Genomic DNA, 25,703 nt, shown 5'->3' on the forward strand with positions numbered 1-25,703 from the left:
CGATGCGAGTCATCGGCGTAAAGCCGAAACCAGTAAGCCGAGCCGATCAACCAGCCGCCGATTTACCGCGACAGTCGCTTTCGCGCGGCAGCTGTGTCGTGGTGAGGCCAGCGCTGGCGCGGCGATCAGCCTTAACTATCCTCTACAAGCGCCGATAAAGCGTATTACTGGCCAGCTAGAAGGCGATGTCCCATGAATATCAAGTCCAAGCTGTTGCTGAGCTTTCTGGTTGCAACCCTGATTCCGGTACTGGTGGTGGCGCTGCTGACGATTCGCAATGTCACGCAGCAGGCCAAAGAGAACTTCCTGGTCGCCAGCAGCCTGGATATGAAGCTGGTGAACAACAGCTTCGCCACTTTCTTTGATTCGGTGGGCTACACCGTTTCCGCCCTGGCGGAATATCCCGCAGTGAAGGATGCCGAGAACGGTGAGCTGACCACCTACTTCGGTGAGGCGCGCAAGCCGGGCGAGGTGGCCACCGCCAATGGTGGGCGCGAGAAGCAGATTTTCGATTACTTCTCCAGCATCGGTAAGAACAACCCCACCTTCGGCTACGTCTACATGAGCGATACCAAGGGCGGCTATGTGGAGTGGCCGGGCACCGGGGATTACGGTGACTGGGACCCGCGCACGCGCGAGTGGTACCCCATCGGTCGTGACGCCAACTTTACCCTGGGCCGCCGCGACGGTTATTACTGGGAGCCGGATGATGCTGTGTATGTCTCGGTGCTCAAGGGCTTCAAGGACACCGCCGGGCAGTTTGCCGGGGTGGTGGCGGTGGATGTGTCGCTCAAGGCGCTCACCGATATGGCGCAGAAGGTGCGCTTTGGCGAAACCGGTTTTCTGATGCTGGCGGAGGGCAGCGGCACCTTGCTGGTGGATGGCCTGAAACCGGACAACAACTTCAAGAAGGTCAGCGAGCTGCCTGGCGAGTACTTTGCCACCATCGGCAAGACCGAAAACGGCCTGGTCGAGGTGGAGATCGACGGGGTGGCGTATATGGCCAACGTCTACACCTCGCCGGAGCTGGGCTGGAAGTTTGTCGGCTTCAAGCAGGCGGACGAGATTTACGCGAGCGCCCGTGAGCTGACCTGGATCACCCTGGTGGTGTGCATCGTGCTGGTGCTGGTATTCGGCGCGGCTGGGGTAGTGATCGCCAACCGCATCGTCAACCCTATCAATCTGGTGAAGGACGGGCTTCGCACCATCGCCCAGGGTGAAGGTGACCTGACCCGCCGCCTGGACCTGCTCAGCACGGATGAAACCGGCGAGCTGGCCAAGTGGTTCAATCAGTTTATCGAGTCGATTCAGGGCATGATCCGGGTGATCAAGGAGAACGCCATCAGCATGGATGGGGTTTCCAGCGACACCAACAAGCGCACCACGGCGATGTCCGCCACGCTGCAGCGTCAGTTGAGTTCGGTGGAGCAGATCGTCACGGCGGTGACCGAGATGTCGTCGGCGGCTAATGAGGTGGCCAAGACCTGCGTGCAGACCGCCGATGTGTCGGAGCAGGGGCTGGTGGCCACGCGCAATGGTAAAGAGGTGATCGCCCGCAGCACGTCGGGGGTCAACAAGCTCGGCGCCAGCATCCAGAACTCCAGCAAGGTGCTGCAGGAGCTGGAGAAGGAAACGGTCAATATCAACAATATCCTCTCGACCATTCAGCAAATCGCCGAGCAGACCAACCTGCTGGCCCTCAACGCCGCCATCGAAGCCGCCCGCGCGGGCGAGCAGGGCCGTGGCTTTGCGGTGGTGGCCGATGAAGTACGCAACCTGGCCAAACGCACCCAGGACTCCACCGAGCAGATCAACAACATCCTCAATCTGCTGGTCAACCGCATCAAGGAAGTGACGGTGAGCATGGACCAGAGCCTGGTCGAGTCGGGCAAGGCCATCGTGCTGTCCGATGAGGTTATGGCGGCCTTCGAAAGCATTGAGGGCAAGGTGCAGATGATCCGCGACATGACCATGCAGATCGCCACGGCGACTGAGGAGCAGCACCTGGTGACCGAGGAAATCAACCAGAACATCGTCGCCATCAACGATGCGGTGACGCAGATATCGGTTCAAGCATCGGAAGTGGAGAGCTATGCCCAAGAGCAAAGCGGCTTGAGCAGTGAGCTGAAGCAACTGGTGGTGCGTTTCCGCACCGAGTAAGCGCGGGTTAATCCCCAGATAAAGCCCCGCAAATGCGGGGTTTTTTCTGCCTGCTATATCCATTGACGTGCGCAAACCCACTGGCTAATAGCTGGTCGAGTTAGCAGAGCGCACCTGTCGCACATGACGTTGTTCTATCGCGCCCCGTATGATCGCCGGCTTATTTACTGTGCGGGTCAGAGAGGGCCTTACGGATGAAGCGATACCTGAATCAATGGAAGTTCTGGGTGCTCTGCGTGCTGCTGGGCAGTGTGTTGGGATGCGCTTCGCGCGGTGGCGATTATCCGGGCGGGGCGGCTGCTTCCGCCGAGGCTGCAGTGCCGGGTACACAGTTGCAAGGCAAGGCGGCTGGGCGGTTACTGGTTTGGACCGCCAGTTTTACCCTGGAGGTTGTTGAACTCGACAAGGCTAAGGCTCAGCTCACCGAGCGCATGCTGGCGTTGGGTGGGTATGTTGAGGATACCAGTGATTACGGCGATGACAGCCAGAGCCTGGTTTACCGTGTGCCCAAGGATGCTTTCGAGGTGGCCATGGGCAGCGTCGAGCAGAGCGGCACTGTGCTGCGGCGCCATGTTAAGGGTGAGGATGTTACCGAGCAGTACGTCGATGTGGAGACACGTCTGAACAATAACCGTGCGCTGCGTGATCGCCTTAAAGAGCTACTCGGCAAGGCCCGAGACGTGAAAGACATCCTGCAGATCGAGAGTGAGCTTAACCGCGTGCAGTCGGAAATCGATTCGATGGACGCGCGCATGCGCATCCTCAAAGATCAGATCCAGATGTCCACCCTGACCGTTGAGCTGCGTCAGCAGGTGCCGGCCAAGCCCGCCACTATCTATGGCCCGCTGGGTTATCTGTACAAGGGCGCCGAGTGGTTTGTCACCAAGCTGTTCATCATCCGCGAATAGTCTGCGGAAAGGCTTCCTGCTGATTGCGTCGCGTGCAGGGTTTTACAAGGGGTTGCCATCCGCAACTGCGATGGTTGCCCTTAACCTGCACAAGGAAGCCAATTATGGATATCACCCCTGTTTCATCCTTCACTCCGTTGTCCCTTGCACGCCTGTTGGGCGGGCTGGCGTTGCTGTTGGCGCTGGCGCAGCCGGCTATGGCGGTAAACATCGTTTACGACGGCTCATGCGCTAACGCGCCTGATCGCCTTGCCGTCGCCAATGCGGTGGCGCGCGCCACGACCTGGGCAAATGATGCCTACAACCTGGTGAACAACAACGAGCAGGCACTGCGCAATAACGCGCCGAGCGCTTATCGCACCTGGTTTGGCACCTTCGAGCAGGGCCGCTATCAGCGAGTACGCGGCGTGCTGGATGGTGTGCGTTTCAAGCTCAGCTCAAACAGCACGCTGACCGCCTATTGCCGGATCAATCCGGCTGTGCCTTGTGACCAGCCTGGTGATATTGCGGCGACGAATGCGCGTGTGCGCGGTGATTTTGATGTGTGGTTCTGCAATGCCTTCTTTGCGCTGCCTGCCAACGTGGGCTTCGATACCCAGGCCGGCAGCGTGCTGCATGAAATGACCCACTCGATTGGTAATACCGAGGATATCCCTGGTGGCTATGGCCCGGTTAACGCAGCGAACCTGGCCACGAATACCCCAGGTCGTGCCGTTGACAATGCCGACAATTACGAATTCTTTGTCGAGCAGCTTTACGATTGAGTGTCACCATTCTGTGTTGCCGGTGTTGCCGGTGTTGCCGGTGTTGCCGGAGCGCAGGGGCCGGTTGGTGTTCTGGCTGATGGATGTCCAGAAGCCCAATGCTGTTCACATAAGATAAATGCCGCTTCTCCCTTGTCAGGGAGGCGGCATTTTTTGTGTTCAGATCCGTAGGATGCTGATAGGCAGGCCCCGCAATTGCGGGGCTTTTTTGTTTACCAGCGATATCCATGTCTATGGCCACGCCCGTCGTGTCGACGGTGTTCTTGGCCATACCAGCGTTTGTGGCGCGGCCGTTCTTGCACGTAATACACCGGTGCCGGTTGGTAGTAGATCGCTTGTGGCGGGTAATGCACCGGTTGCGGCGGGTAATAGGCCACTGGCGGTGGTGGGTAATACGCCGGTGGTGGTGGGGTGTAGACCTGCACGGGTCGGCTTTGGCTGATGATAACGCCGCCAATCACTGCGCCCACCACGGCCCCGGCAATCGCTGCGTCACGGTTGGAAGCCTGCGCCTGGTCAAACAGCGCCAGGCTGGCCACCAGTCCGGTGATAAGGGGGATACGCGACAGCATGATCGAAACTCCTCTGCAAACCGGTCTTTCCCGGCTTGTAGTTTCGACACTGGGTGTTGCGCGGCATTGCAGGGCGCAATGTAAAGCCTGTGTAAAACAGGGCGGCGTGGGCTGATTAGGTGCAGGGCAAACCGCTCAAAACGCTACCGTGTATTTATGCTCGACTGGCTAGGGCAGTGCTGAAACTCAAAGCAGCTCAGTTGTGCTGCAGAAGGAAATATTTGGCAGTATCGGCAGGCTGGCGGAGCAAAAAATAATTCATTCCGCCGCCTTTGCTTTTGCACTTTAGCCCTAGGCTTGGAGCCGGAAGCGCAGAAAGCCACCTCATTCAAGGAGTCGCTTATGTTGAGTTGCAAAGGATTTTTGCTTGCCGCAGGCGCTGGGCTGTTGGCCTGTCATGTTCAAGCTGCGGATGTCACGGTCAAGCTGGGCAGCACCGAGCGCGTTACCCGTTTGTTTGCCTACCCCAATAACTGCAATGTGATCTGCTATCGCGATTGGACGCTGGAGCAGACCGCCGAGCACTACCTGCGTCAGAGCTTGCAGCGTGATGGTTACGCCACCGCCAAGGTCAGCGTGCACCGCGAGCAGCAAGATCTCTACGCTAAATTTACCGAGGTGCCCGAGGGCTACGGTAAACCACTCGAGCAACTGCTGAAGACCGGAGAGCTGGCTTACAGTGGCGCCAAACTGCTCAACAAGGATGGCAAGTGGCAATACAACTGGTCGTTGTTCCTGCCGCTGGGCATGGCACTCGATAACCGCAAGAGCGTTGAGTTGCTGCACTTCCCGCCGGATTACTCGTTGACCCAGGCGCAGGACTATTTAGAGTCGAGCACCACAAACCGTTGGGCTGATCTGCTGACCCAGAACGGCATCAATGCCGCGCAGACACCGGCCTTTCAGACCATCATCGACATTGCCCCGATTGCCGCGCCGGCCAACGCCGGTAGCGCGCTTGAGGGGGTTTACAGCTATTTCAATGCCTACCAGACGCAGATGGTTATGCAGTTGACCGCTGGCCAAGACGGCCAGGCGTTGCCCATGGTGGCCTTTGGCAGCCCGGTGCGCAGCTGGGTTAATCAGCAGTACGGGGTTTCTGTCGATGTCCTCGGTCTGGCGCAGATCAGCCCGGCCGCTGGGCAGCAGGTAGCCGTGCTCGGCGCCAACCACCCTAGTTACATCTGGTACGCCGCTGACCCGGAAAACTATAACGGCGATCAGCAGAAAGCCGATGCTGCCGGCCTCAAGGTTATGGGGCAAGATCTCAGCGCGGCCTGCTGGCAGGCACGCATGGGCGAACAACCCAATCAGAGCGCGAGCCCGGTGCTGAGCAGCTGCAGCGAGAAATGGCAGGTCACTGAAAAACTACAGACCTGCGAGCTGTTCTACACCTCGGTGCGTAACCTGACTGCCGAAGCGGCGCAGGCCAAGTGCACCCCGGCGAGTAGCTAAGTGCCGTGATCAAAGCCTACTGCTGTGGGCTTTGATCGCTCTTGGGCTTAAGGATTAAGGAATCACAGGCGTTTGATTTTCAGCTGTAGCCGCTGACACGTCAGGCGTTACAGCTGGAGCCTGATTTTGCGCGGCCAGGTAAGCCTGTAGTTTGGCCATCTGATCGTCTTTCAATTGGATCAGCCGCTGCAGTTTGTCGAGTTGGCTCTGCAGGTCGGCAATACGGCTTCTCAGTTCAGCGTTTTCACGATTGGTCGAATCGAGGCTTTCCTGAGTTATCGCCAACTGATCAAGTAGGGCCTTGTTGCCTGCGCTGCCTTTGTCACTGCCGGCGCCCGCCTTGTCGCTGCCGTCCGCAACCAGTTTCAGGTTGTCGCGGCGTTCAATGGTGGCTGGCGTAGCGGCTGCGGTATTGCGCTTGCTGGCATCCAGCTGCCGGGCGCTGGCGGCAACACTGCGGCCCTCACGCCAGGCTGCGGTCTGTTCGTTAACCTGCGCGATGGCGGCGCTTTGTGTGCGGCTGTTGATTTGTTGGGCATCGGGTAGGCGCAGCACCTGGCCGCTTTTCATGCGGTTGATGTTGTTATCGATAAAGGCCTGCGGATTCAGCGCCTGGATCGCCAGCATGGCCTGCTGCACGCTGCCGCCAGCCCGCGCGCGGTTGGCAATGTCCCAGAGGTTGTCGTTGGCGGTGGTCTGGTACTCATTGCCTGCCAGCGATGTGCCGGCAGCAGTGCCGGGGGCGGCTGGCTGAGTTGCAGTAACCGCTGAGCGCGCCGCAGGTGACTGTGCGCGTGGCGCAGAAGATGCGGCGGTTACCGGCTGTTGTACAGCAGCAGGGATCACGCTTTGCGCGGTGTAGAGCGGCGGGTCCAGCAGCAGGGTGTATTCACGCTGCAAACGGCCATTCGGCCAGAGCACCTGTACCAGGAAGTTCAGGTAAGGCTCACGCATCGGCTTATTCGAGGTCACCCGGATAACGCTCTTGCCATTGGCTTTGATCAGCGGGGTGAATGTCAGGTCAGTCAGGAAGAACTGGCGATCAATCCCGGCCTTATTGAATGCTTCTGGGGATGCCAGGGTCGGGATCACTTCGTTGGCATCCAGGCCACGGCTCTCCAGTAGCTCGATTTCAGCTACCAATGGCTGATTAAGCTCTGACTGCAGCGTCACCTCACCCAGCCCTAGCGCGTGCGCCATGCCGGATGACAGCGCAGAAGCCGCTGCGATTGCCAGCACCAGTTTACGAACCCGAGCCATAGCGTTATCCCTTGTGTTGTCTGTTTCTCGACCAGCGAGAGGATCTTGAGCGTTGTTGCCGTCTGCCCGCAGAGGTAAGCGCGCTCGGCAATCAACTCGGCCAGTATTGGCCGCCTCGAAAGAGCTGGGGATTTTATGGAGTTGCGCCGATTAATTGTGTTGATCAGCTTGCAAATCTCTCAAGGTTCTTGCTGAGAACTGCGGCTAATAGCGTCCATTCGTCGGGTACGCAGCGTCCGCGCGCTCGTTCGGATGGGCGTGGGCTCCGGGGAGATAAGTAAGGCTGTTGCGCTGTCAGGTGTTTCTGGCAGCCCCGCGTTTGCGGCTTAGCTGTTTTGCGCGTCTTTGCGGCATTGCGCCTGCAGGGAAGCCCAGCCTTCGGCGCCGAGATCTTCCAAGGTCTGGATATTGGCTTCGAAGATCGTCTCCGGGTCGGGAAAGGCGGCGACGGCGCGGTCGATGCTGGCTTCGCGCAGGATATGCAGGGTCGGGTAGGGCGAGCGGTTGGTGGCGTTGCTGACATCGTCTACGCCGGTGTCGGCAAACTGGAACTGCGGGTGGAAGCTGGCCACTTGCAGAATGCCGGCATAGCCGAGGTGGTCGAGGGTGTCGTCGGCCACGGCGAGAAAGTCGTTGAAGTCGAGAAAATCGTTGAGCGCGGCGGGGTGGATCAGCAGGGTGGTGTCGGTTTCGCTGGGCTCGCAGTTGGCGAGCGCGTGCAGCTCATCGATCAAGGCGCTGAGCAGCTCTTCCGGCTCGGCACTGGCGCACACCACATAGCGCACTTGCCCTTTGACCTGCACCGCCTTGGCGAACGGGCAGAGGTTCAGGCCGATCACGGCACGATCAACCCAGGCGCGGGTTTCGGCAATGGCGTGGGCGGCGCTCGGGGTGGCGGTGCTGGGCATAGGGCGATACTCGGGTTGGCGTGGCGTGAAGTTTAGCGTCAATAGCTGCGCGCAGGCTCTTGGGATTGAGGTTTAACCGCTGTTGTATTGCGGGTTGCCGGCGCGGCGGAGCGGGCTGCAACGGCCGAGGTCGATGGCGCCGACATAAGGGTTGCCGTGGCCCATCACGCAGCCGACCTGCTGGTTGCGCCAGCGCTCCCATTCGCTGATCGGGTATTGGCGGCTCCAGGCTTCGTAGGTGCGGCGGTCGAGCTTGGACAGGCGCAGCTGGTAACGCTCAGCCATATACAGATAGATGCGCGCTGCCGCGCCGCGCGCGTGGGCTGGCGGCATGGCGGTTTTTGCCTTGAAGTTGACTACCATCGGGCAGGCGCCGTACTGCGTGGGCTTGTCGCTGAGCATGCCGAGGGCGTAGTTGGAGCGGTCGCCATTTACTTCGCCGATGCTCGGCACCAGGTTGTGCAGGTCGGCTTCGGCGGCCTTGAAGCTGGCCTCGTTGCGCGCGCAGTTCTTGCGTCCGCCGTTCTGCCAGCATTGCCGCTGATGGCCGATCACCCAGGCCGGTACCACATGCTCCCACTCCAGGCGCTCGGCCCGGCGCAGCTGTTTGCGCGGGCTGTAGCCGCAACTGCCGAGGTCAACCCGGTTGCCGCTGTAGCTGCATTGGCAATAGAAGGTGTTGGGTCGCTCGGCATACAACTGCCAGGCGATTTTCTTCGCGGCGTTGAAGGTTTTCGGAGCATCGGCGAAGGCGGGCAGGGTGACTAACAGGCAAAACAGCACAAACAGACGCAGCATGGGGCACTCGGCAGCCAAAAAGCTGCGGATCATACCGCTTAAAGCGCTCTGCGACGGGCCTTTTGAAGGCGCGCTGATCAGTGGTCGCCAACCTTTTGCCTGTGATGCGGTCTGTTGGCAGTCCACCTGAGCTTATGCAGCTAGGTGCTTGATTGTGCTGAAAGTCATGTATTTGGGAGGAAAACTGGCCAATCTGGATTTTGTTGCTAGCGTTACCCCATCACACCGCAGCGGACGACCTCCTCTGATGAGCACTGTGCAGCGTTGGCAATGGCTGAAAACGGGCCCCGCCTGGTCGGGCGGGAGTGCTGTGGCAATGCGCCTGTCGGTGCTGCTTTTGCTGTTGCTGGCTGTCGTTGGTTGCTCAACTCGGCAGGATCATCAGACCATCATCAGCAACCGCAGCGCGATCAAACCCACCGAATTCTTCCAAAGCCATGCCGACCGCATGGCCACCCTGGGCATGCGCAACAACCTCAATAGCCTCTACCGTCTGATGGACAAGCTGTACCTGCGCAACCCGCGGGAGTGGCGCAAGACTGGTCTGGCTGATGTGGAGTCCGTCAAACGTGCGGTACACCGCGCCATCGAACTCGATCAGCCGCTGCCGCAACTGGGCGGGCGCACTGATGTGGCGGCGCTGAGCTATGCCCTGAGCGCCGAGTACCAAGGCGACCGTGTGGGGGCGTTTATCTATTCGCTGGCGAGCATGCTGATTACCGCCCACGGTGGGCGCACCGAGTACTACCTAAGCGACACGCTGGACCCGCAGTTTATCCATAACGCCGCGCGCAATTTCGAGAAGGCCAGCTGGATGCTTGCGCAGCGCACAGATGCCGGGGGCAAACCCTGGCTGCTGTCCAACGAGATTTCCGCCGCGGGGCATAACCTCAGCTATGCCGTGGAGTTCGGCAAGATAGTCGCACGCCTGGATCTGCTCACCGATGTGCTGGATGAGCGCTATCGGCGTATGGGCGTGAGCTATGCCCAGGGCCTGCTGTTTTTGAACTTCCTACCGGTGCAGTAAGGGCGTTTCCGTCCTTTCTCAGTAGCCTTCTTCCAAACGCTTATTGCTCTGCACATTGGCCGCTTCGATCTGTTGTTTCAGTTGTTCGGCCTGCTGCTGCAGTTGCGCCGCTTGCTCGGCCTGCAGGCTGGCGGTGGCCGCCGTTTCGCCGAGGCCGCAGGCGCTCAGGCTGAGGGTGGTTGATAGCAGTAATAACGAAAGGGCGATGCGCATGGTGGCTCCTGAACAAAGGTATAAAAGGCGCGGCTTAGTGCCAGCGCTTGTGAATGCTATCCAGAGTGCCAGCCTGTCTTAAACGCTCCAGTGCTGCCGAGAACTTTTTGGCACGGGCGCTATCACCCTTGGCGAAGGCCACATAACGCGGCATTTCCACCAGTGGTTTAGGCAGGATGCGTACATTTTGCTCGGCGCGTTGCTCGCGCACGAAGTACATCAGTTGCACCCGATCGCCAACTATTACATCAATGCGCCCGGCCAGCAGCATCGACACCAGCTGCCGAGGGTTCTGCGCGCTGATGTCGCGTGACAGCTCGGCCTTGTCGAAGTCCGACTGGTAGGCGTAGCCGCGTACCTGGCCGATGGTGTAGGGCAGCAGGTCGTCAAGCTCGGCCCAGTCGTTGAGGGTGATTTTGCGCGAGGTCATAAACACCGTGGAACCGGTGCGAATCGGCCCAACCAGCTCATATTGCTGCATCCGTTCAGGGGTGCCGGCGAACTGAAAGGCCATGGCCACTTCGCTGCGATCAATCATGCGTTTGACCCGCTCCCAAGGGTACAGGCGCAGGCTGTAGGGGATTTTGGCCTCCTGCATCACCGCCTCCACCAGCTCGACATCCAGCCCGCGCGGCTGGTCATCCTCGATGGTGACAAAGCTGTAGGGCGCAAACTGTTCATCGCCTACCACTTTCCACGTCTCGCCCTGCGCAGCCCAGGGCAGTAGCAGCGTCAGGCACAGCGCAACAATACGCATGAGGTCCTCCAGGCGGGCGCCTCGAATGAGCGATTTGCTCTGTATTGATGCTAGCCAATTACGCGGCAGATGCTGCTGGCGCTGTGCTGTTTTAAGCGTCTTTATGTAACCGTCTGGTCGTTAACCCAGCGTGGCAATAAAGCGGTTGACCGCCTGCAGCAGGTCTTCGTAGGAGGTCGAGTTCATCACGAAGACCACGAAGCCTTCGATATCCTGTTTTTTCAGCTCGAAGCGGATATGAATCAGCATCACCACATGGTTCTGCACGCGGGTGCCGAGCACTTTGCGGGTGTCGCCGGCATCGACCGAGGGCAGGCTGCATTCAAATGGTGTGCGGGTCATTTCCGCCAGCGAGGCCAGGCAGGCGTTGAGTACCACGTTGCCCACTTCCAGCAGGGCGTCGCGCTGGATCTGCAGCAGCTCGGTGCCAGGCGGTACGTCGCCGATCAGTATCTTGACCATCTCCAGGCTCTTGTCCTCGGGGAAGATCAGCAGGGCGTTGCCGGAGAACATGCCGGTGAATGGCTGGCGGATGCAGTACATCGAGGCGCTTTTTTTGCCGAGGTGTTCGGTCACTTCGCTGACCGTGACAAAGTGCAGCTCGGGCACGCACAGCAGCACTTCATCCTGGAGCATGTCGCTCATGGCGGCAGCGGCGCGGCCGATACCGATGTTGAACATCTCGCAGAGCACATCCGTTTGCAGTGTCGATAGTTTAAGCATGTCACTGTTCCAGCGCTTGCAAGAGCGCTGGCCCCTTGTCGGCGGTTATCGGTTTGGCCAGAAAGGGCAGGCCAAGGGCTTGGATCTGCTCCTGGATGGCCGACTGGATATTGGCTGTGAGCATGACAATCCTGATGCCGGGATGCTCCTGACGAATCACCGTTGCGGCTTCCAGGCCGCTGATGCCCGGCATGTTCAGGTCCATGCTGATCAGGTCGATGGCGTGCTCGCGGCAGGTCTCGATAGCCGCCTGGCCGCTGGCGGCTTCAAACACCGTCCAGCCGGGCTGCAGGCTGGCGAGGATGCTCTTGGTCATCATGCGCGAGACCATGCTGTCATCGACGATCAGAAAGTTCTTTGCCATAGCGGTATCAAATCTCCACGCGATTGCGGCCAGTGGTTTTGGCCTGATAAAGCGCTTTGTCAGCCGTGATCAACATCTGCTCCAGGGTAGTGCTGTGTTGCGGGTTGAACACGGCTGCACCTATCGAAATGGTCATCTGCAGGGTGCCGGTGGTGCTGTTTATTGGGGTGGCGGCAACGGCCTGGCGCAGCCGCTCGGCGCTTTCCAGAGCTTGTTGCTGGTCGGTGTGCGGCAACAGCACGGCAAACTCTTCGCCGCCCATGCGGCCAATGATATCGGCTTCGCGCAGGGTGTCGCGCAAGGTCTGGCTCAGGCTGCAGATGGCTTCATCGCCTACTGCATGGCCGTGGGTGTCGTTGATCTGCTTGAAGTGGTCGATGTCGATCATTAGCACGCTGCACGGATGTTCATAGCGTTTGCAGCCATCGAGCACCTGTTCGCCGAGTTTGTAGAATGCGCGCCGGTTGTACAGTTTGGTCAGTGAGTCGGTATTGGCCTGGGTTTCCAGCAGGTTGAGCAGGCTGCGGTGCTCGCTGACATCAAAGCCCCAGAGCAGGTGGGCGAGCTTGCCTTCGATCTCCACCAGCTTGGCCGACAACGAACTCCAGTACGGCTTGTGCGGCATGACCTGGGCTTCCCAGTTGTCGACGCGGCCGTATTGATCGAGTTCGTCGAGAAACGCCTCGCCCTGCACGGTGTCGACCAGCAGGCTTCTCAGGAACAGTTGCTCTGGCGGGCTGCTGAGTTCCAGCTTGTCGAGCAGGGTCTTGTTGATAAACAGCACGTCGCCGGTTTCGGCATTTACCAGCGCCGCTTCACTGGGGCTGGCATCGAGAATAAACATCAGTAGCGCCTTGCTCTCGGCCAGTTGGCGGGTGCGGCGGTTGACGCGCATTTCCAGGCGTTTGTTCAGCGCTTCGAGGTGGCTGGACAGGCGTTTCATGATTTGCCGGTCCCTGATCAGCTTGATCACCAGCAGGGTGATGCCGATCAGCAGGGCCAGCAGAATCCAGGCGAGTAGCACGAAGTGCTCGTAGTGCTTGATGCGCGCCTGGTCCTGCGCGTTGGTGCTGGCGATATGCACGGCGAGTACCACATGGCGCAGGTTTTCTGAGAGGGCGTCGGCCTGATTGACGATCTCCTGAATGACCTGGGCCGGGTCGGCGCTGTTGGCCAGGCGATAACTCCAGGCCTCGATGCGCTCGCTGAGTGCATTCAGGGTTTGTTGAGCCTGCGGCAGGGTGTGCAGGATGGTTTTCGATACTTTCGGCGCAAACTCGGCGGGTTTAAGCAGGCTGGCCAATACATCCAGGCGCACCTCCAGTTCGTCCCGCGCATCCTGCAGCGTCTCGGTTGCGTCGGCTTTGCGGGCCACCCGGCCGAGGTTGTGCAGTTCCAACGCGGTGTTGGTGACGTACCACAGGTCATGGTTCTGCTGCGGTTTGGCCAGGGTGTGCATTTCCAGCTGGGTAATGCGCAGTGCATAGAGTGTGGCGACGGCCATCAGAATAACGGCCAACAGTAATGCTTCAGTCAGCCAACTGCCACGCGTCGGTTGTTTGAATAGTCTGCTCAGATAGGTCTTATTCAATATGGATTTCATTGATCTGCCAGACGGAGCGGTTTATATAAACTTGTTGGCCAAGTTGCTTAAATTTATTGAATGGGTAGATCAGGATAAACGGGCCCTTCTCGCGGATGGTCAAATTCTGTCCGTCGCGCCGATAAGCCAGAACTGGATTGAATTGTTCAGCATCGCTGATCGGCAGGGTTGCGTAATAACCGTTCAGCGCCTGCAGACGAATCGACTGGCCGCTGCTGTCGCTCAGCTTGAGCAGCTCCCGCAGGCTGATGCCTTGCCAACTGTGGCTGCCCTGGATGCCGAAAGTCTCCGGCAGCTCAAGGGTCAGGGTGCTTTGCGGCAGGGCATCCAAATCTTCGAGGTTGAGGCGGGTTTGCCGTGGCACGCCCTGGTCATCGACCCAGTGCAGGGCCAGCAGGGTTTTACTGCGGGTGGGTTCCGGGCCTTGAGTCGCACTGGCGCTAATCGAATAAAGCAGCGAGAGCAGGGTGGTGATAGCAATATGCTGAATAATGAACCGCACACTCATTGTTGAATCTACCTTGGGCGATAGCACCACTGTTTAATTGTTGAACTTAGATTTCCAATCTTTATGCAGTTGTCGTGGGCGACAACCAAGCTAATTGTCCCGTGCCTGGGCATTGCCGGCTCGCTAGTGTAGCCAGAAGGGTAGCCCAGGATTGCAAAGCGGGTAGTTCGACTAGGTGGTCAGTAATAGCCTGTAGTGCGTTGCTAGGTGGTTTTACCGGTGTGTCTCGCGCGCAGAAAAAAGCCCCGGCAGCTGGCCGGGGCTTTTTCTGGCAGGTGCTGCGCTCAGACTTTGCGCACGAACTCGGATTTCAGCTTCATCGCGCCGATGCCGTCGATCTTGCAGTCGATGTCGTGGTCGCCGTCGCACAGGCGGATGCCCTTGACCTTGGTGCCAACCTTGACCACCAGGGATGAGCCTTTGACTTTCAGGTCCTTGATCACGGTGACGGTGTCGCCGTCCTGTAGCACGTTGCCCACCGAATCCTTGATCACCTTGGCGTCATCGGCCGCGTCGCTCGCGCCAGTGGCCGACCATTCGTGGGCGCACTCCGGGCAGACCAGCTGGGCGCCGTCTTCATAGGTGTATTCGGAGTTGCATTTAGGGCAGGGCGGCAACGTGCTCACGGCGGGTCCTTGATGGGTCGATAAGAAAAGGCCGCATATTGTATAGGGTTTTATCGCGCTGCGCCGGGCGCGGGCAATTGCGGCCAGTTCAGCGTGCCACGGTCATTGAAACGCCAGGTGCCAAACAGGCCGTTGGCCAGTTTGCCGCGCAGTTCGTAGGGCAGGCCCTGGCCGTCCTGATAGCCGGCCATGCCCCAGGCCTGGCGCAATGCGGCGTAGGCGGAAAGGCTGACGGGTACGCGCAGGATGCTTTCGCCGTAACGGGGCACTTGCCCGTGCTGGTTACTGACGCCACTGAGCAGCGGCTGCTGGTTGACCTGCAATTCCAGGTCTACGCCGTCGAAATCGATGGGCTGGTCATTGGGGTTTTGCACCCGCAGTTTGATCGCGAAGCGTGCTTCCAGGCCTTCGCCGGGCAGCGGCTCGATCCCCACCAGCTCAATACGCAATGGGTCGCGCGGCGCCAGGGTGCTGCACGCGGCCAGGGTGAGCAGCAGGCTGACAAGCAGGGTACGGGCGAATGTGCGGTGAAGGGCGTTGGGCATACTGGGTTTCCACTGCTGAGTCATCACAGAGTAGAAGACCTTGATACTGCGGCGATTACGCCGCAGCTGGGCAAATAAGCCTGGGAAGGGTGACATCGAGGAAGCCCGCCGGCCTGCAAGTACAGGGGCTGGCGGGTGTGCAACTGCGTATCAGAAGTGCGCTTTTACCAGCAGGCTGGCGGTGTTCTGATCAGTCGCACCGACGAAGTTGTCGCTGACAAAACCGCTGTCCTTGATGCCGTACTTGTCCTTCCAGTAGTCGTATTCGATGCCGACATACAACTGCTTCTCGCCCCAGCTCATGGCTTTGCCCAGGTCGTATTTGATCTGCGGGTTGAAGTGCAGGTTGGCGTGGTAGCTCTTGTCGTTGTCGACCACCCAATCCATAAAGCCGTCGATCACGATATCGGATTTGCCCACCGGAATGGTGTAGCTCCACACCGGGGTGATCTGCCAGACATTATCGCCGTCGCGCTTGCCATCGGTCGTGCGGTTGTAGAAGTTCAGCGAAAAGTAGTCGAAGCCGGGGATCGCCAAGTCAAAGCCTGGGCCGATCAGGTAGGACTCGACATCGTCTTCGCCGAACTCGTAGGTAGCGGCCAGCAGCACGTCCTTGATCGGGCCGAATTCCAGCTTGCTATTGAACAGCTTGCCGAACGACAGGCGCGGTGAGAACTCGCCGTAGAAGGTGTGGCCGTCGCCTGCGCCATTGGTGGCGTCGGTGTTGTACTTGATGGTGTCGACGAAGAAGAACAGGTCGCCGATAGCCCAGCCACTGGCGTGCTCGAAGGTGATGGTCTGCTGGATTTCCGGGTCGATCTTGTAATCCTGGCCATAGAGGTAGGTCAGGCTGTTGTTCTGCCAGTGCAGCAGGTCACCCGCTACGGCCTGGCCGCCCGCCAGCAGTCCGCCCGCCAGGACCAAAGAGGAAAGAGTACGGTTCATCGAGTGGTGCTCCCCAAAGTGCTGAATTATCGTTTTAAACCTGTCTGAGTGGTCAGGCTGTCGGAGCTTCAGCAAGAACAAGGCCAAGTCCTGAGTTTATCGACGGCACCGCCACTAGAGCGCTGCGGGCGCGCACTCTAGTGGTTTCCGGGGGAATGTACATACGCTGTATGCACTGATAACTGATCGGCTGGACAGTTTCGGCGTTAAGTTGGTGCGCCTGCTAGCTCTGTCGCGGCGTGGTGCTGGTGCGGCGCTTGATCGGCTTGCGCACCGGCTTGTCGCTGCCCGCTACATGCAGGTAGGACATCACGCTTTCGGTCAGCTCGGCGGCCAGTTGCACCGCTTCCTTGTTACGCGCCATGACGCCGGCGACCAGGCCTTCGATCAGCGCCAGTACCGAGGTGTTGGAGCTGATCAGCACCGGGTGATCGGCTGGGGCAAACAGTGCGTGTGTGGCGATGGTGGTCAGCGGCGAGGCGGGCGAATCGGTGATCGCCAGCACGGTCGCGCCGCGTTCACTGGCAAAGCGCGACAGCTGCAGCGTATCAAGGGAATAGCGCGGCAGAGAGATCGACAGCAGCACGTCCTGTTCGGTGATGGCCGCCAGGCGATACGCGGCGTTTTCGTTGCCGCCTTCCATGCTCACGGCTGTGGCATCGGCGCAGAACGGCACCAGGTTGGCGGCGGCCAGGCCGGCCATATAGGCGCTGTTGCCGAAGCCGAGGATGTAGATTTTGCGTGCATGGATCAGGCAGCTGACAAAGGCTTCAAAGGTGTCCGCGCTGTTATTGGCGCCGGCGGTGGCCAGGTTGCTGCTGGCGATCTGCACCTGTTCGTGCAAGCCGAAAGCGCCGTCCGGGCGATGCGCCAGTTCGTTGCGCAGCTTGTCCACCGGCGACACCATCTGCTGCAGGGTGCTGACCAGCTCGGCTTTCAGCCCGGTATAGCCGCCCAGGTCGATGGCTTTGGCCAGGCGGTTGACGGCGGCCGCCGAGGTGGCGGTTTCCACCGCCATTTCCTCGATGGTCAGGGTTGCGGCTTTCAATGGATGGCGCAGGATAAAGTCGGCCACCTTGCGCAGCGAGGGCTGCAGGTGCGGGGCGATTTCCGCCAGTTTGCGCATCACCGGGGCGGCGTAGACAGTTACGTTCTTGGCAGAGGTCGGCATGGATGGGCTTTCAGCACGTTGAGGGATTGGGCGTGCGCGCCGGGTCGGGGCGGGCCTGGGTCGTTGCGGCTGAAGTGTATCCGAAGCCGACCGAGGCTGTGGCACTGCGCGCGGTCGGCCTGTAGGCGCCGTCTATTTAAGGCTGCCCGCGAGAAACTGCTGCAGACGCTCAGACTTGGGCTGGGCCAGCACCTCGCGCGGGCAGCCGCTTTCTTCGACGCGGCCTTGATGGAGAAACAGCAATTGGTTGGACACTTCGCGGGCAAAGCCCATTTCGTGGGTGACCACCACCATGGTGCGGCCTTCCTCGGCCAGGTCGCGCATGACCTTGAGCACCTCGCCAACTAGCTCCGGGTCCAGCGCCGAGGTCGGCTCATCAAACAGCATCACTTCAGGCTCCATCGCCAGGGCGCGGGCGATGGCCACGCGTTGTTGCTCACCGCCGCTCATATGTGCGGGGTAGGCGTCCTTGCGATGGGCGACGCCGACTTTCGCCAGGTAGTGTTCGGCTTTCTCCCGGGCGTCCTTCTTGCTCATGCCGAGCACATGCACCGGTGCTACCATCACGTTGTCCAGGGCGCTCATCTGCGACCACAGGTTGAAGTGCTGAAAGACCATGGCCAGGCGTGAACGCATGCGTTGCAGCTGTTTGGCATCGCTGGCTTTGAGCGCGCCGCTGGCTTTGCTTGGCTGCAGTTTCAGCTCTTCGTTATTAAGCAGGATGCGCCCGCTGTGCGGTTGCTCCAGCAGGTTGATGCAGCGCAGGAAGGTGCTCTTACCCGAGCCGCTGGAGCCGATGATGCTGGTGACATCGCCGGCTTTGGCCGTCAGGGACACGCCCTTGAGCACTTCATGGGTGCCATAGCGTTTGTGCAGGTTGTCGATGTGCAAGGTGTACATGGCAGTGGATTCTCTTGTTGTTAGTCGGTAAGCAGGCGGCCCTGGCGAATCGGCTGCGCGCCTGCGACCTTGGCCAGCCACAGGCCTGGCTGGGCATAGCGCAGGCGTTCGCGGGCGTAGAGGATTCCTGAGGTGGTGGCATGCACCACGGAGTGCTGATCGCTCAGCGGGTCGATCACCTCGAACAACGGATCACCGATATTGACCCGCGCGCCCAGCGGTTGCAGAAAACTCACCACGCCGGGATGCGGCGCATAGGCGTACTGCGCGCCGGCAAAGGGCGTGGCTTCGCAACAGGTGAACGGCGCGGCGGGCCAGTCGCCGCTGATCAGGCCTTGGCCGGCGAAAAAGCCGAGAATATCGTCGGCACTGTGCTGCGCCTGCGTGCGCTCGGTGTCGGCCATGCCGCGCAGCTCGATGGTGGTCGCCATACAGGCCAGTGGAATCTGCGCCTGCGGGTAACGCTCGGCCAGGCGCAGCCAGGGTACGGCGCAGGCTTCATCGAAGGAGTTGCCGCCGCTGTCTTCAGCCAGCAACACCGCGCCGGCGCGCAAGCGGGCGGCCAGTGGTTGCAGGTTTGGCCAATGCTGCGGCAAGGCGTAGAGCAACATGATCGACTCGAAATCACAGTGCAGGTCGAGCACCAGATCCGCGTCGCAGGCCTGTTGCAGCAGCAGGCGGCGCAGACCGTCCAGCTCCGATCTGGCGGGCGGCAGCGCGGCAATGGCCTCAATCATCAGGCTGCGAATCAGCGTCACGTTGGCCTGGGCGTCGTCGCCCAGGCGGCCTTCCAGCCGTGGCGCGATCAGCTCAGCCAGCGCAGGAAAGTCGCGGTTGAAGTTCTGCCCACTGGCCAGGTCGAAGCGGCCCTGATGGGTGGCCTGAAACATCTGCCCCAGGCCAATCGGGTTGGCTACCGGCACCAGTTCGATTACCCCGTGAAGGCGGCCCTGTTGCTCTAGCTCTGCCAGGCGGCGCTTGAGCTCCACCGCCACGCGCATACCCGGCAGCTCATCGGCATGCAGGGAGGCCTGGATATACGCCTTACGCGGGCCGCTGCCAAAACGAAACACCGAAAGCCGGCGTTCCGTGCCCGCCGTGCTCCAGGGCAGCTGGTGCTGAATATGTTGCATGGGGTTCCCTTAGTTCTTGCGCGGGGCCAGGTGAGCCAGCCAGCGGCCTTCTGCCAGCTTGAACAGGCGCACCAGGATAAAAGTCAGCACCAGGTAGAACAGCCCGGCGGTGATAAAGGCCTCGAATGGCATGTAGTAGCGCGAACTGACGGTGCGCGCCGCGCCGGTGATATCGATCAGGGTGACGATCGAGGCCAGCGATGTGGTGTGCAGCATCATGATCACTTCATTGCTGTACTGCGGCAGCGCCCGGCGCAGGGCCGATGGCAGCAGGATGCGGCGGTACAGGGTGACGCGCGACATGCCCACGGCCCGCGCCGCCTCGATCTCGCCATGGGGCGTGGCTTTAAGGCTGCCCGCCAGGATCTCCGCCGAGTAGGCGCTGGTGTTGATGGCAAATGCCAGGCAGGCGCAGAAGGTGGCGCTGGAGAAGTACGGCCACAGCACGCTCTCTCGCACCGCCTCGAACTGCGCCAGGCCGTAATAGATCAGGAACAGCTGCACCAGCATCGGCGTGCCACGGATTACATAGGTGTAGAGCCAGGCCGGACCGTTAAGCCAGGGCGTGCGCGACACGCGCAGCAGCGCCAATGGAATGGCCAGCGCCAGGCCAAGCGCGAGGGCGATAAACAGCAGTTTGAAGGTCACCAGTACGCCGCTGCCGTAGAGCGGCAGGCTGTCGGCAATCAATTGGAAATCGAGCACGGTAGAAGGTCTCGCTTAGAGTTCGGCCAGGCGGGCGCCCACGGAGTAGCGTTTTTCCAGCAGACGCAGGGCCAGCAGGGACACAGTGGTAAGCAACAGATACAGCGCGGCAACCGCGAGGAAAAAGGTGAAGGGTTCGCGGGTGGCGTCGGCGGCGTTCTTGGCCTTGAACATCATGTCCTGCAGGCCCACCACGGAAATCAGCGCGGTGGCCTTGGTCAGCACCAGCCAGTTGTTGGTGAAGCCGGGAATGGCGAAGCGGATCATCTGCGGCACCAGAATCCGCCAGAACACCTGTATGCCGCTCATGCCGTAGGCCGCACCGGCTTCAGCCTGGCCTTTGGCAATGGCCATAAAGGCGCCACGAAAGGTTTCCGAGAGGTAGGCGCCGAAGATAAAGCCCATGGTGCAAACCCCGGCGATAAAGGGGTTGATGTCGATGTAGTGGTGGTAGCCGAGCAGCGGGGCCAGACGGTTTACCAGGTCCTGGCCGCCGTAGAAGATCAGCAGAATCAGCACCAGATCAGGAATGCCGCGAATAACCGTGGCGTAGCCTTCGCCGAGCAGTGCCAGCCATTTCAGCGGGGACAGGCGAAACGCTGCGCCAACCAGGCCCAGGGCAATTGCCAGGGTTATGGAAGTCAGGGCCAGACTGAGGGTCAGCCAGGCGCCCTCGAGAATGGTCGAGCCGTAGCCATGGAGCATGATGGGGTTCCTCACGCAGAGGCCGAGTGGCCTGCGCTACAACGAGAAAAAGGTGCCTCCCATATGGAGGCACCCGCAGTGCGTTAGCAGTACTTACTTGCCGTAGATATCGAACTCGAAGTACTTGGCTTGCACGTCTTGGTAGGTGCCGTTGGCGCGGATTGCGTCAATGGCGGCGCTGATGCGGGCGGCGTTTTCGCTATCGCCTTTGCGCACCGCGATGCCGGCACCGTTACCGAAGTATTTCGGGTCGTTGAAGTCCGGGCCGACCAGGGCGAAACCCTTGCCTGCGTCAGTTTTGATAAAGCCTTCATCGATGTTGATGATGTCCGCCAGGGTGGCGTCCAGGCGACCGGAAGCCAGATCGAGGAAGGCTTCGTTCTGCGAGGCGTAACGCACCACCTCGATACCGGCTTTCTCGAATTGGTCGCTGGCGAAACGGTCGTAGGTAGACGCGCGCTGTACACCGACTTTTTTGCCTTTGAGGTCAACCAGCGGGTCCTTGATTTCGCTACCGGCCTTCATCGCCAGCTTGCCGGGGGTGTGGTAGTACTTTTTGCTGAAATCCACCGACTTCAGACGGTCTTCGGTGATCGACATGGACGACAGCACAGCGTCGACCTTGCGTACTTTCAGCGAGGGGATCAGGCCATCGAATTCCTGCTCAACCCACTCACAGTTGACCTTCATTTCGGCGCACAGGGCGTTGCCGATGTCGTAGTCAAAACCGCTGATCTTGCCGTCAGGGGTTTTGAAGGCGAAGGGTGGGTAGGCCGCCTCGATACCGATGCGCAGGTTGTCCTGGCTGGCGAAGCTGAAGGTGCTGGCGGCGCTGAGCGCCAGAGCGCCGAGAAGTGCGATCTTGTTCATCTTATTGACTCCTGATGGGGCGGTTTGGGTTAGTGCTAATCGTCATGCTTTAGCCTGCGATCAGCAGGTACTGCCTGCAGCGATGGCCTCGCCAGATGGCGCGGCGTGCAACCTGAAGCCTTGTGGGCTTCTGTTCGTTGCGGCCGGGCTAGGTAGGCCAGACCTGAGGTTTTAGTGTGGATATGTGTGACATGTTTATTTTCATAAAGCTACTTATTAGAAATATTTGTGTCAAATGCGTTCTGTCGGATAAATGGCTCAAGCCGCTCTAACGCGGCGGATAGCTGCTGGTGAAGATTTTTTTGGCACCGTTGGAACGGCCATATGCCAGCGCTAAAGGCTTGATCGGGTTTTCTTGTTGGTATATAAAATTTCACAAAGCGAGATTGTGAAAATTTAAATTCACAGCCGAAAAGCCAGGACTGGCGTGGTGTTTTACCTGCTGCAGGGAGGCGCTGACGGGACCGGAACACCGGCTCGCACGAGTTCTCATAACAAGAGCAATAACAATGAAAAAGCAGCTGAACAAGCGCGTGGCGGTGGCCGCCCTGATCCTTTCCTGTGCAAGCTCAGCAGCCTTGGCTGAAGGGCACTTACTGGCCGTCGGTGGCATGCTGCGGGCCAGTAATTCGCCGGTGTACGCCAAGTTCATCGAACTGGCGGGCGGGGAGAAAGAGGCACGCATCGTGATCATGCCAACCGCCAGCGGCAGCCAGAGTTCGAGCAAGCGCTTTATGAGTGAGCTGGTGGCGCTGGGCATCCCGGCCGAGCGCATCAGCATCGTCGGCATCGACAAGAGCAACTACCAGACCACCATGAATGACGCGGCCGTGGTCAAGCCACTGGGTGAGGCCAGCGCGGTGTGGTTTGTTGGTGGCGATCAGGCGCGTATTGCTCGCGCGCTGTTTAATGCCGATGGCAGCCCATCATTGCTGATGCAGGAAGTGCGCAAGGTGTATGACAAAGGCGGCGTGGTCGCCGGTACCAGCGCGGGTGCCAGCATCCTCGGCGCGCAGATGCCCACTGCTTATGGTGTGGTTATGGATACCCTGGACTTTGGCGTGGCCAGCAAGGCCGACCAGCGCGGCGCAGCGGTGCTGAAAGGCTCGGGCCTGTTCAGCGGCGGCATCATCGATCAGCACCTCGACCAGATCGAAGAAACCAGTACCGGCCGCGCTGCGCGCATGGCCGCTTACCTCGCCGAGCAGAAGTCCACCCGCGGCTTCGGCCTGGATACCAACACCGCTATGTGGGTAAACCCCGAGGGCCAGGTGCAGGTGCTGGGCGAGGGCTACCTGACGGTGATGGACGCCAGCCAGGCCGAGAAAAAATTCGGTGTGTACGGCACCCAGTTGAGCAATGTGCGCCTGGCCATGCTCGGTAACGGCGACCGTTATGACCTGGCCAACGGCAAGGTGCAGCCCGCCGAAGGCAAAGCCGCCATCGAGGCCGGCAACGAATACCTTGTGGGCAACCAGCTGATCACCGATCTGTCGGCCGTTTCGGCAATTGGCCGCGCGGTGCTCTATGGCCTGGCGGATAACACCGCGATGCGTCAGGTCGGCCTGATGACCCGCTACAACCCGCTTAACGGCTACCACTATGGCTACCGTTTCGAGTTCAGCAAAACCGCTGACTTCAGTGCCCACAGCCAGTTCTACGATTCGCTGACCAACTACAGCGTCAACGGTGTGCGCCTGGATATTCGCCCGGTCAACGCCAACCTCGGCGACCCAGCGAGCAGCGCACCGAAAGATGCCGGCGCAGGTGCTGCAGGCGATGCGATTCGCGCCGTGAGTTTCCGGGGCCTGATGACCTTAAACGAGCAGAACGCCTTCGAGCCGCAGCGGCCGATCAGTCGCCTGGAGCTGGCCAATGCCCTGCAAATGACGCTCGCCGCAGAACCCAAGCTAGATGCACTGCCCAAACTCGCAGACATCGGCGCCGATGATCCGATGCGCGATCAGCTCAATGTGGTGCTTTCCAATGGCTGGATGACCAGCTCGGATGCCTTCGCCGGTAACCAGCCGGTCACTCGCAAGGAGTGGGCGCTGGCCTGCAAGGCGCTGGTGGAGCGTTATCAGGGCATCAGCCTGGCGAAAACCGCCGCGCTGACGGATCTCGCTGGCGTCGATAAAGCCTTCGCCGACGCGGCCAGCCTGACGGTGGGCGAGGGCTGGTTGCAGGCGGAGAAGGGCCGCTTCAACCCAAATGCATCGGTGACCCGAGCCGAAGTGGCGCAGACGCTGGCCAAGGTCAGTGGCTTGCTCAAGTGATGACCTAAGTCGCTCAGCGCCGCCTTGTCCACGGCGCTGACTCCCTAATCCGCATTCAAGCAAGAGCCCTGTATGCAAATCAGCAGGTTGGAATCGTTCGCCCTGGAAAAGCTGTTGCAGCCCCAGAGCAACCACGCATTAGTCGCCGCGCAGCCCACTTTGCGGGTGCTTGAGCGAGTGCAAACCGCAGCTGGCTTCTACTCGATTATCCAACTGCCGGCGAGCCTGCGGGCGCTGCAGGACCACACCGAGCTGGAATGGTCGTTCAAGCTTAAGCGATTGAAAGCAAAAGGTTATTTCGTTTGCTGGGCCGAGTCTGAAACGACTCTGTGCCTGGAGGCTGTGATCAGCAAGGGCGTGTGCCCGCCCGAACTGTCGCTGGAGCAGTTTGCTTAGCGCCAGTGCTGCAAGGAGTGCGTCGCTACCCGCGACGGATTTTCGAGATGTTCAATAAAAAAACCAATGGAGTAAGCCATGAAAGTCGTAAAACTGAGCCTGATCGCCCTCGCGGTCGCCGCCGGCTCGCAATTTGCCGTTGCCGGTGAGCAGCAGGAGTCCAAGGGCTTTATCGAAGACAGCACGTTGAAGTTGCTTAATCGCAACTTTTACATGCAGCGCAACTACCTCAATAGCCAGCGCAACACCCGTGATGAGTGGGCGCATGGCATGCAGCTGCACTACTCGTCCGGTTTCACCCAGGGCACCGTCGGGGTGGGTGCTGATGCCTATGCCTATGGTGGGATCAAGCTGGATGGCGGTCGTGGCAGCCGTGGCAATGGCATCATGCCGGTCGACGGTGATGGCCGTATCGAAGACAACACCGGGCATATCGGTGGTGCGGTCAAAGCACGTATCTCTTCTACCGAGCTGAAGTTCGGTGAGCAGCGCCCCACTGCGCCGGTTTTCGCTACTGGCGATTCGCGTCTGTTGCCTGAGACTGCCACCGGCTTTCAGCTGTCGAGCAGTGAGATCGACAACCTGTCCCTTGAGGCGGGTCATTTCACCGCGATCAATCGCCGCAACTCGAGCAACTCCGATGGCGAGCTGACCAGCGAATACGCCGAAGTCGAAGCACGCAGCGTCGATTTCGTCGGCGGCACCTACAACTTCACCGACAACCTCAGTGTGGCGCTCTATGGCAGCGAAGCCGAAGACATCTGGCGTCAGTACTTCGCCAACGTCTACTACACCATCCCGCTGGCTGACGATCAGTCGCTGAACTTCGACCTGGTGGCCTACAAGACCGATGAGCAGGGCAAGGCGCTGGCAGGTGAACTGGATACCCTGACCTACTCGCTGAAAGCGGCCTACAGCTTCGGCGCGCACAAGCTCAGCCTGGCGTACCAGAAGGTCAATGGCGATGAGTTCTTCGACTACATCGGTGGCGACTCGATCTGGCTGGCCAACTCCGTGCAGTACTCCGACTTCAACGCCCCGAATGAGCGTTCCGTGCAGGTGCGTTACGACCTGAACATGGCGAGCTTCGGCGTACCGGGCCTGAGCTTTATGGCGCGCTATATCAAGGGTGACCAGATCGATGGCACCAAGGCCGATCCGAATGGTGCCTTCGCCGGTTGGGCGGGTGATGACGAGAAACATTGGGAGCGTGATTTGGAGGCCAAGTACGTGGTGCAGTCCGGCGCCGCCAAGGACCTGTCCCTGCGTCTGCGCCAGGCCTCGCATCGCTCCACTGCGTTCGACAACGACCTAGACGAAGTGCGTCTGATCATCGAGTACCCGCTGAGCATTCTGTAAGGCAGTCGCCGGCCGCTCATGCTGGTGAAGCGGCCGGTTGGTTATTCAAGGT

At 60.0% G+C, this 25,703-nt stretch carries 25 protein-coding genes and 3 pseudogenes; 9 read left to right on the top strand and 19 right to left on the bottom strand.

Translation table 11 applies throughout. The annotated features are described in order from the left end of the window. Positions 1 to 192: 192 nt before the first annotated feature. The 4 genes and pseudogenes from Q8M42_RS21040 to Q8M42_RS19010 form a co-directional block, all read left to right on the top strand. Positions 193 to 1,299, top strand: a pseudogene (locus Q8M42_RS21040) (cache domain-containing protein); the annotation flags it as partial. A 90-nt stretch (positions 1,300 to 1,389) separates the two neighbouring features. Continuing rightward, positions 1,390 to 2,160 (top strand): methyl-accepting chemotaxis protein, encoded by a 771-nt coding sequence (locus Q8M42_RS21045; RefSeq protein WP_370692729.1) that lies wholly within the window; start codon positions 1,390 to 1,392, stop codon positions 2,158 to 2,160. A 194-nt stretch (positions 2,161 to 2,354) separates the two neighbouring features. Further along, positions 2,355 to 3,068 carry a DUF4349 domain-containing protein gene (locus tag Q8M42_RS19005; RefSeq protein WP_304868393.1) on the top strand — a complete coding sequence of 238 codons (714 nt, stop codon included), beginning with the start codon at positions 2,355 to 2,357 and terminating at the stop codon, positions 3,066 to 3,068. 104 nt (positions 3,069 to 3,172) lie between these two features. After that, a complete protein-coding gene (locus tag Q8M42_RS19010) occupies positions 3,173 to 3,832 on the top strand; it encodes a M35 family metallo-endopeptidase (RefSeq protein WP_304868395.1) in 660 nt (219 codons plus the stop codon). A gap of 212 nt (positions 3,833 to 4,044) precedes the next feature. Here the strand turns inward: Q8M42_RS19010 and Q8M42_RS19015 are convergent, their stop codons facing one another. After that, positions 4,045 to 4,404: a hypothetical protein gene (locus Q8M42_RS19015; RefSeq protein ID WP_304868396.1), complete on the bottom strand. Its 360-nt coding sequence runs from the start codon at positions 4,402 to 4,404 to the stop codon at positions 4,045 to 4,047. A 342-nt stretch (positions 4,405 to 4,746) separates the two neighbouring features. Here Q8M42_RS19015 and Q8M42_RS19020 point away from each other — a divergent pair. After that, positions 4,747 to 5,850, top strand: a pseudogene (locus Q8M42_RS19020) (hypothetical protein); the annotation flags it as partial. A gap of 75 nt (positions 5,851 to 5,925) precedes the next feature. On the opposite strand, the pseudogene Q8M42_RS19025 reads toward Q8M42_RS19020, so the two are convergent. From Q8M42_RS19025 to Q8M42_RS19035, 3 genes and pseudogenes are all read right to left on the bottom strand, one after another. Then, positions 5,926 to 7,119: pseudogene (locus tag Q8M42_RS19025) on the bottom strand (FimV family protein); the annotation flags it as partial. Between the two features lie 326 nt (positions 7,120 to 7,445). Next, the gene (locus tag Q8M42_RS19030) at positions 7,446 to 8,027 is read right to left on the bottom strand and encodes a DUF1415 domain-containing protein (RefSeq protein ID WP_304868400.1); all 582 of its coding nucleotides are present in this window, start codon (positions 8,025 to 8,027) and stop codon (positions 7,446 to 7,448) included. Positions 8,028 to 8,099: 72 nt separating this feature from the next. Continuing rightward, entirely contained in the window at positions 8,100 to 8,825 is a 726-nt protein-coding gene (locus tag Q8M42_RS19035) for an endonuclease (RefSeq protein ID WP_304868401.1), read from the bottom strand. Between the two features lie 316 nt (positions 8,826 to 9,141). Here Q8M42_RS19035 and Q8M42_RS19040 point away from each other — a divergent pair, with 316 nt between their 5' ends. Next, positions 9,142 to 9,852, top strand: coding sequence for a hypothetical protein (locus Q8M42_RS19040; protein ID WP_304868403.1), 711 nt, complete (start codon positions 9,142 to 9,144; stop codon positions 9,850 to 9,852). 18 nt (positions 9,853 to 9,870) lie between these two features. On the opposite strand, the gene Q8M42_RS19045 is transcribed toward Q8M42_RS19040, so the two are convergent. From Q8M42_RS19045 to Q8M42_RS19115, 15 genes are all read right to left on the bottom strand, one after another. Beyond that, a complete protein-coding gene (locus Q8M42_RS19045; protein WP_304868405.1) occupies positions 9,871 to 10,065 on the bottom strand; it encodes a hypothetical protein in 195 nt (64 codons plus the stop codon). A 34-nt stretch (positions 10,066 to 10,099) separates the two neighbouring features. Further along, entirely contained in the window at positions 10,100 to 10,822 is a 723-nt protein-coding gene (locus tag Q8M42_RS19050) for an ABC transporter substrate-binding protein (RefSeq protein WP_304868407.1), read from the bottom strand. Positions 10,823 to 10,942: 120 nt separating this feature from the next. Continuing rightward, positions 10,943 to 11,545, bottom strand: a complete 603-nt coding sequence (locus tag Q8M42_RS19055; RefSeq protein ID WP_304868409.1) for a hypothetical protein — start codon at positions 11,543 to 11,545, stop codon at positions 10,943 to 10,945. A gap of 1 nt (position 11,546) precedes the next feature. Next, a complete protein-coding gene (locus Q8M42_RS19060; protein WP_304868410.1) occupies positions 11,547 to 11,909 on the bottom strand; it encodes a response regulator in 363 nt (120 codons plus the stop codon). A 7-nt stretch (positions 11,910 to 11,916) separates the two neighbouring features. Then, positions 11,917 to 13,500: a GGDEF domain-containing protein gene (locus Q8M42_RS19065; RefSeq protein WP_304868411.1), complete on the bottom strand. Its 1,584-nt coding sequence runs from the start codon at positions 13,498 to 13,500 to the stop codon at positions 11,917 to 11,919. Next, on the bottom strand, positions 13,493 to 14,020 hold the full coding sequence (locus Q8M42_RS19070) for an oxidoreductase (protein WP_304868412.1): 528 nt from the start codon (positions 14,018 to 14,020) through the stop codon (positions 13,493 to 13,495). The genes Q8M42_RS19065 and Q8M42_RS19070 overlap by 8 nt, the downstream gene beginning before the upstream one ends. Positions 14,021 to 14,304: 284 nt before the next feature. After that, positions 14,305 to 14,646, bottom strand: a complete 342-nt coding sequence (locus Q8M42_RS19075; protein ID WP_304868413.1) for a zinc ribbon domain-containing protein YjdM — start codon at positions 14,644 to 14,646, stop codon at positions 14,305 to 14,307. Between the two features lie 50 nt (positions 14,647 to 14,696). After that, entirely contained in the window at positions 14,697 to 15,191 is a 495-nt protein-coding gene (locus Q8M42_RS19080) for an LEA type 2 family protein (RefSeq protein WP_304868414.1), read from the bottom strand. Positions 15,192 to 15,341: 150 nt separating this feature from the next. After that, positions 15,342 to 16,136, bottom strand: coding sequence for an outer membrane protein OmpK (locus Q8M42_RS19085; RefSeq protein WP_304868415.1), 795 nt, complete (start codon positions 16,134 to 16,136; stop codon positions 15,342 to 15,344). Between the two features lie 223 nt (positions 16,137 to 16,359). Further along, the gene (locus tag Q8M42_RS19090) at positions 16,360 to 17,307 is read right to left on the bottom strand and encodes a MurR/RpiR family transcriptional regulator (protein WP_304868416.1); all 948 of its coding nucleotides are present in this window, start codon (positions 17,305 to 17,307) and stop codon (positions 16,360 to 16,362) included. Positions 17,308 to 17,439: 132 nt separating this feature from the next. Then, the gene (locus Q8M42_RS19095) at positions 17,440 to 18,207 is read right to left on the bottom strand and encodes an ABC transporter ATP-binding protein (RefSeq protein ID WP_305285300.1); all 768 of its coding nucleotides are present in this window, start codon (positions 18,205 to 18,207) and stop codon (positions 17,440 to 17,442) included. Between the two features lie 20 nt (positions 18,208 to 18,227). Next, positions 18,228 to 19,340: a succinylglutamate desuccinylase/aspartoacylase family protein gene (locus tag Q8M42_RS19100; RefSeq protein WP_304868418.1), complete on the bottom strand. Its 1,113-nt coding sequence runs from the start codon at positions 19,338 to 19,340 to the stop codon at positions 18,228 to 18,230. Positions 19,341 to 19,349: 9 nt separating this feature from the next. Continuing rightward, complete coding sequence (locus Q8M42_RS19105; RefSeq protein WP_304868419.1) at positions 19,350 to 20,045, bottom strand: ABC transporter permease; 696 nt, start codon at positions 20,043 to 20,045, stop codon at positions 19,350 to 19,352. 15 nt (positions 20,046 to 20,060) lie between these two features. Further along, positions 20,061 to 20,750, bottom strand: a complete 690-nt coding sequence (locus Q8M42_RS19110) for an ABC transporter permease (RefSeq protein WP_304868420.1) — start codon at positions 20,748 to 20,750, stop codon at positions 20,061 to 20,063. 93 nt (positions 20,751 to 20,843) lie between these two features. Further along, positions 20,844 to 21,620 (bottom strand): ABC transporter substrate-binding protein, encoded by a 777-nt coding sequence (locus Q8M42_RS19115; RefSeq protein ID WP_304868421.1) that lies wholly within the window; start codon positions 21,618 to 21,620, stop codon positions 20,844 to 20,846. 509 nt (positions 21,621 to 22,129) lie between these two features. On the opposite strand from Q8M42_RS19115, the gene Q8M42_RS19120 reads away from it, so the two are divergent. From Q8M42_RS19120 to Q8M42_RS19130, 3 genes are all read left to right on the top strand, one after another. After that, positions 22,130 to 23,896 carry a cyanophycinase gene (locus Q8M42_RS19120; protein WP_304868422.1) on the top strand — a complete coding sequence of 589 codons (1,767 nt, stop codon included), beginning with the start codon at positions 22,130 to 22,132 and terminating at the stop codon, positions 23,894 to 23,896. A gap of 72 nt (positions 23,897 to 23,968) precedes the next feature. After that, positions 23,969 to 24,292: a hypothetical protein gene (locus Q8M42_RS19125; RefSeq protein ID WP_304868423.1), complete on the top strand. Its 324-nt coding sequence runs from the start codon at positions 23,969 to 23,971 to the stop codon at positions 24,290 to 24,292. A gap of 78 nt (positions 24,293 to 24,370) precedes the next feature. Then, positions 24,371 to 25,651 carry an OprD family porin gene (locus tag Q8M42_RS19130; protein ID WP_304868424.1) on the top strand — a complete coding sequence of 427 codons (1,281 nt, stop codon included), beginning with the start codon at positions 24,371 to 24,373 and terminating at the stop codon, positions 25,649 to 25,651. Positions 25,652 to 25,703: the final 52 nt, after the last annotated feature.

This window comes from Pseudomonas sp., from assembly GCF_030684895.1.
In the GTDB taxonomy this organism is placed as follows: Bacteria; Pseudomonadota; Gammaproteobacteria; order Pseudomonadales; family Pseudomonadaceae; genus Aquipseudomonas.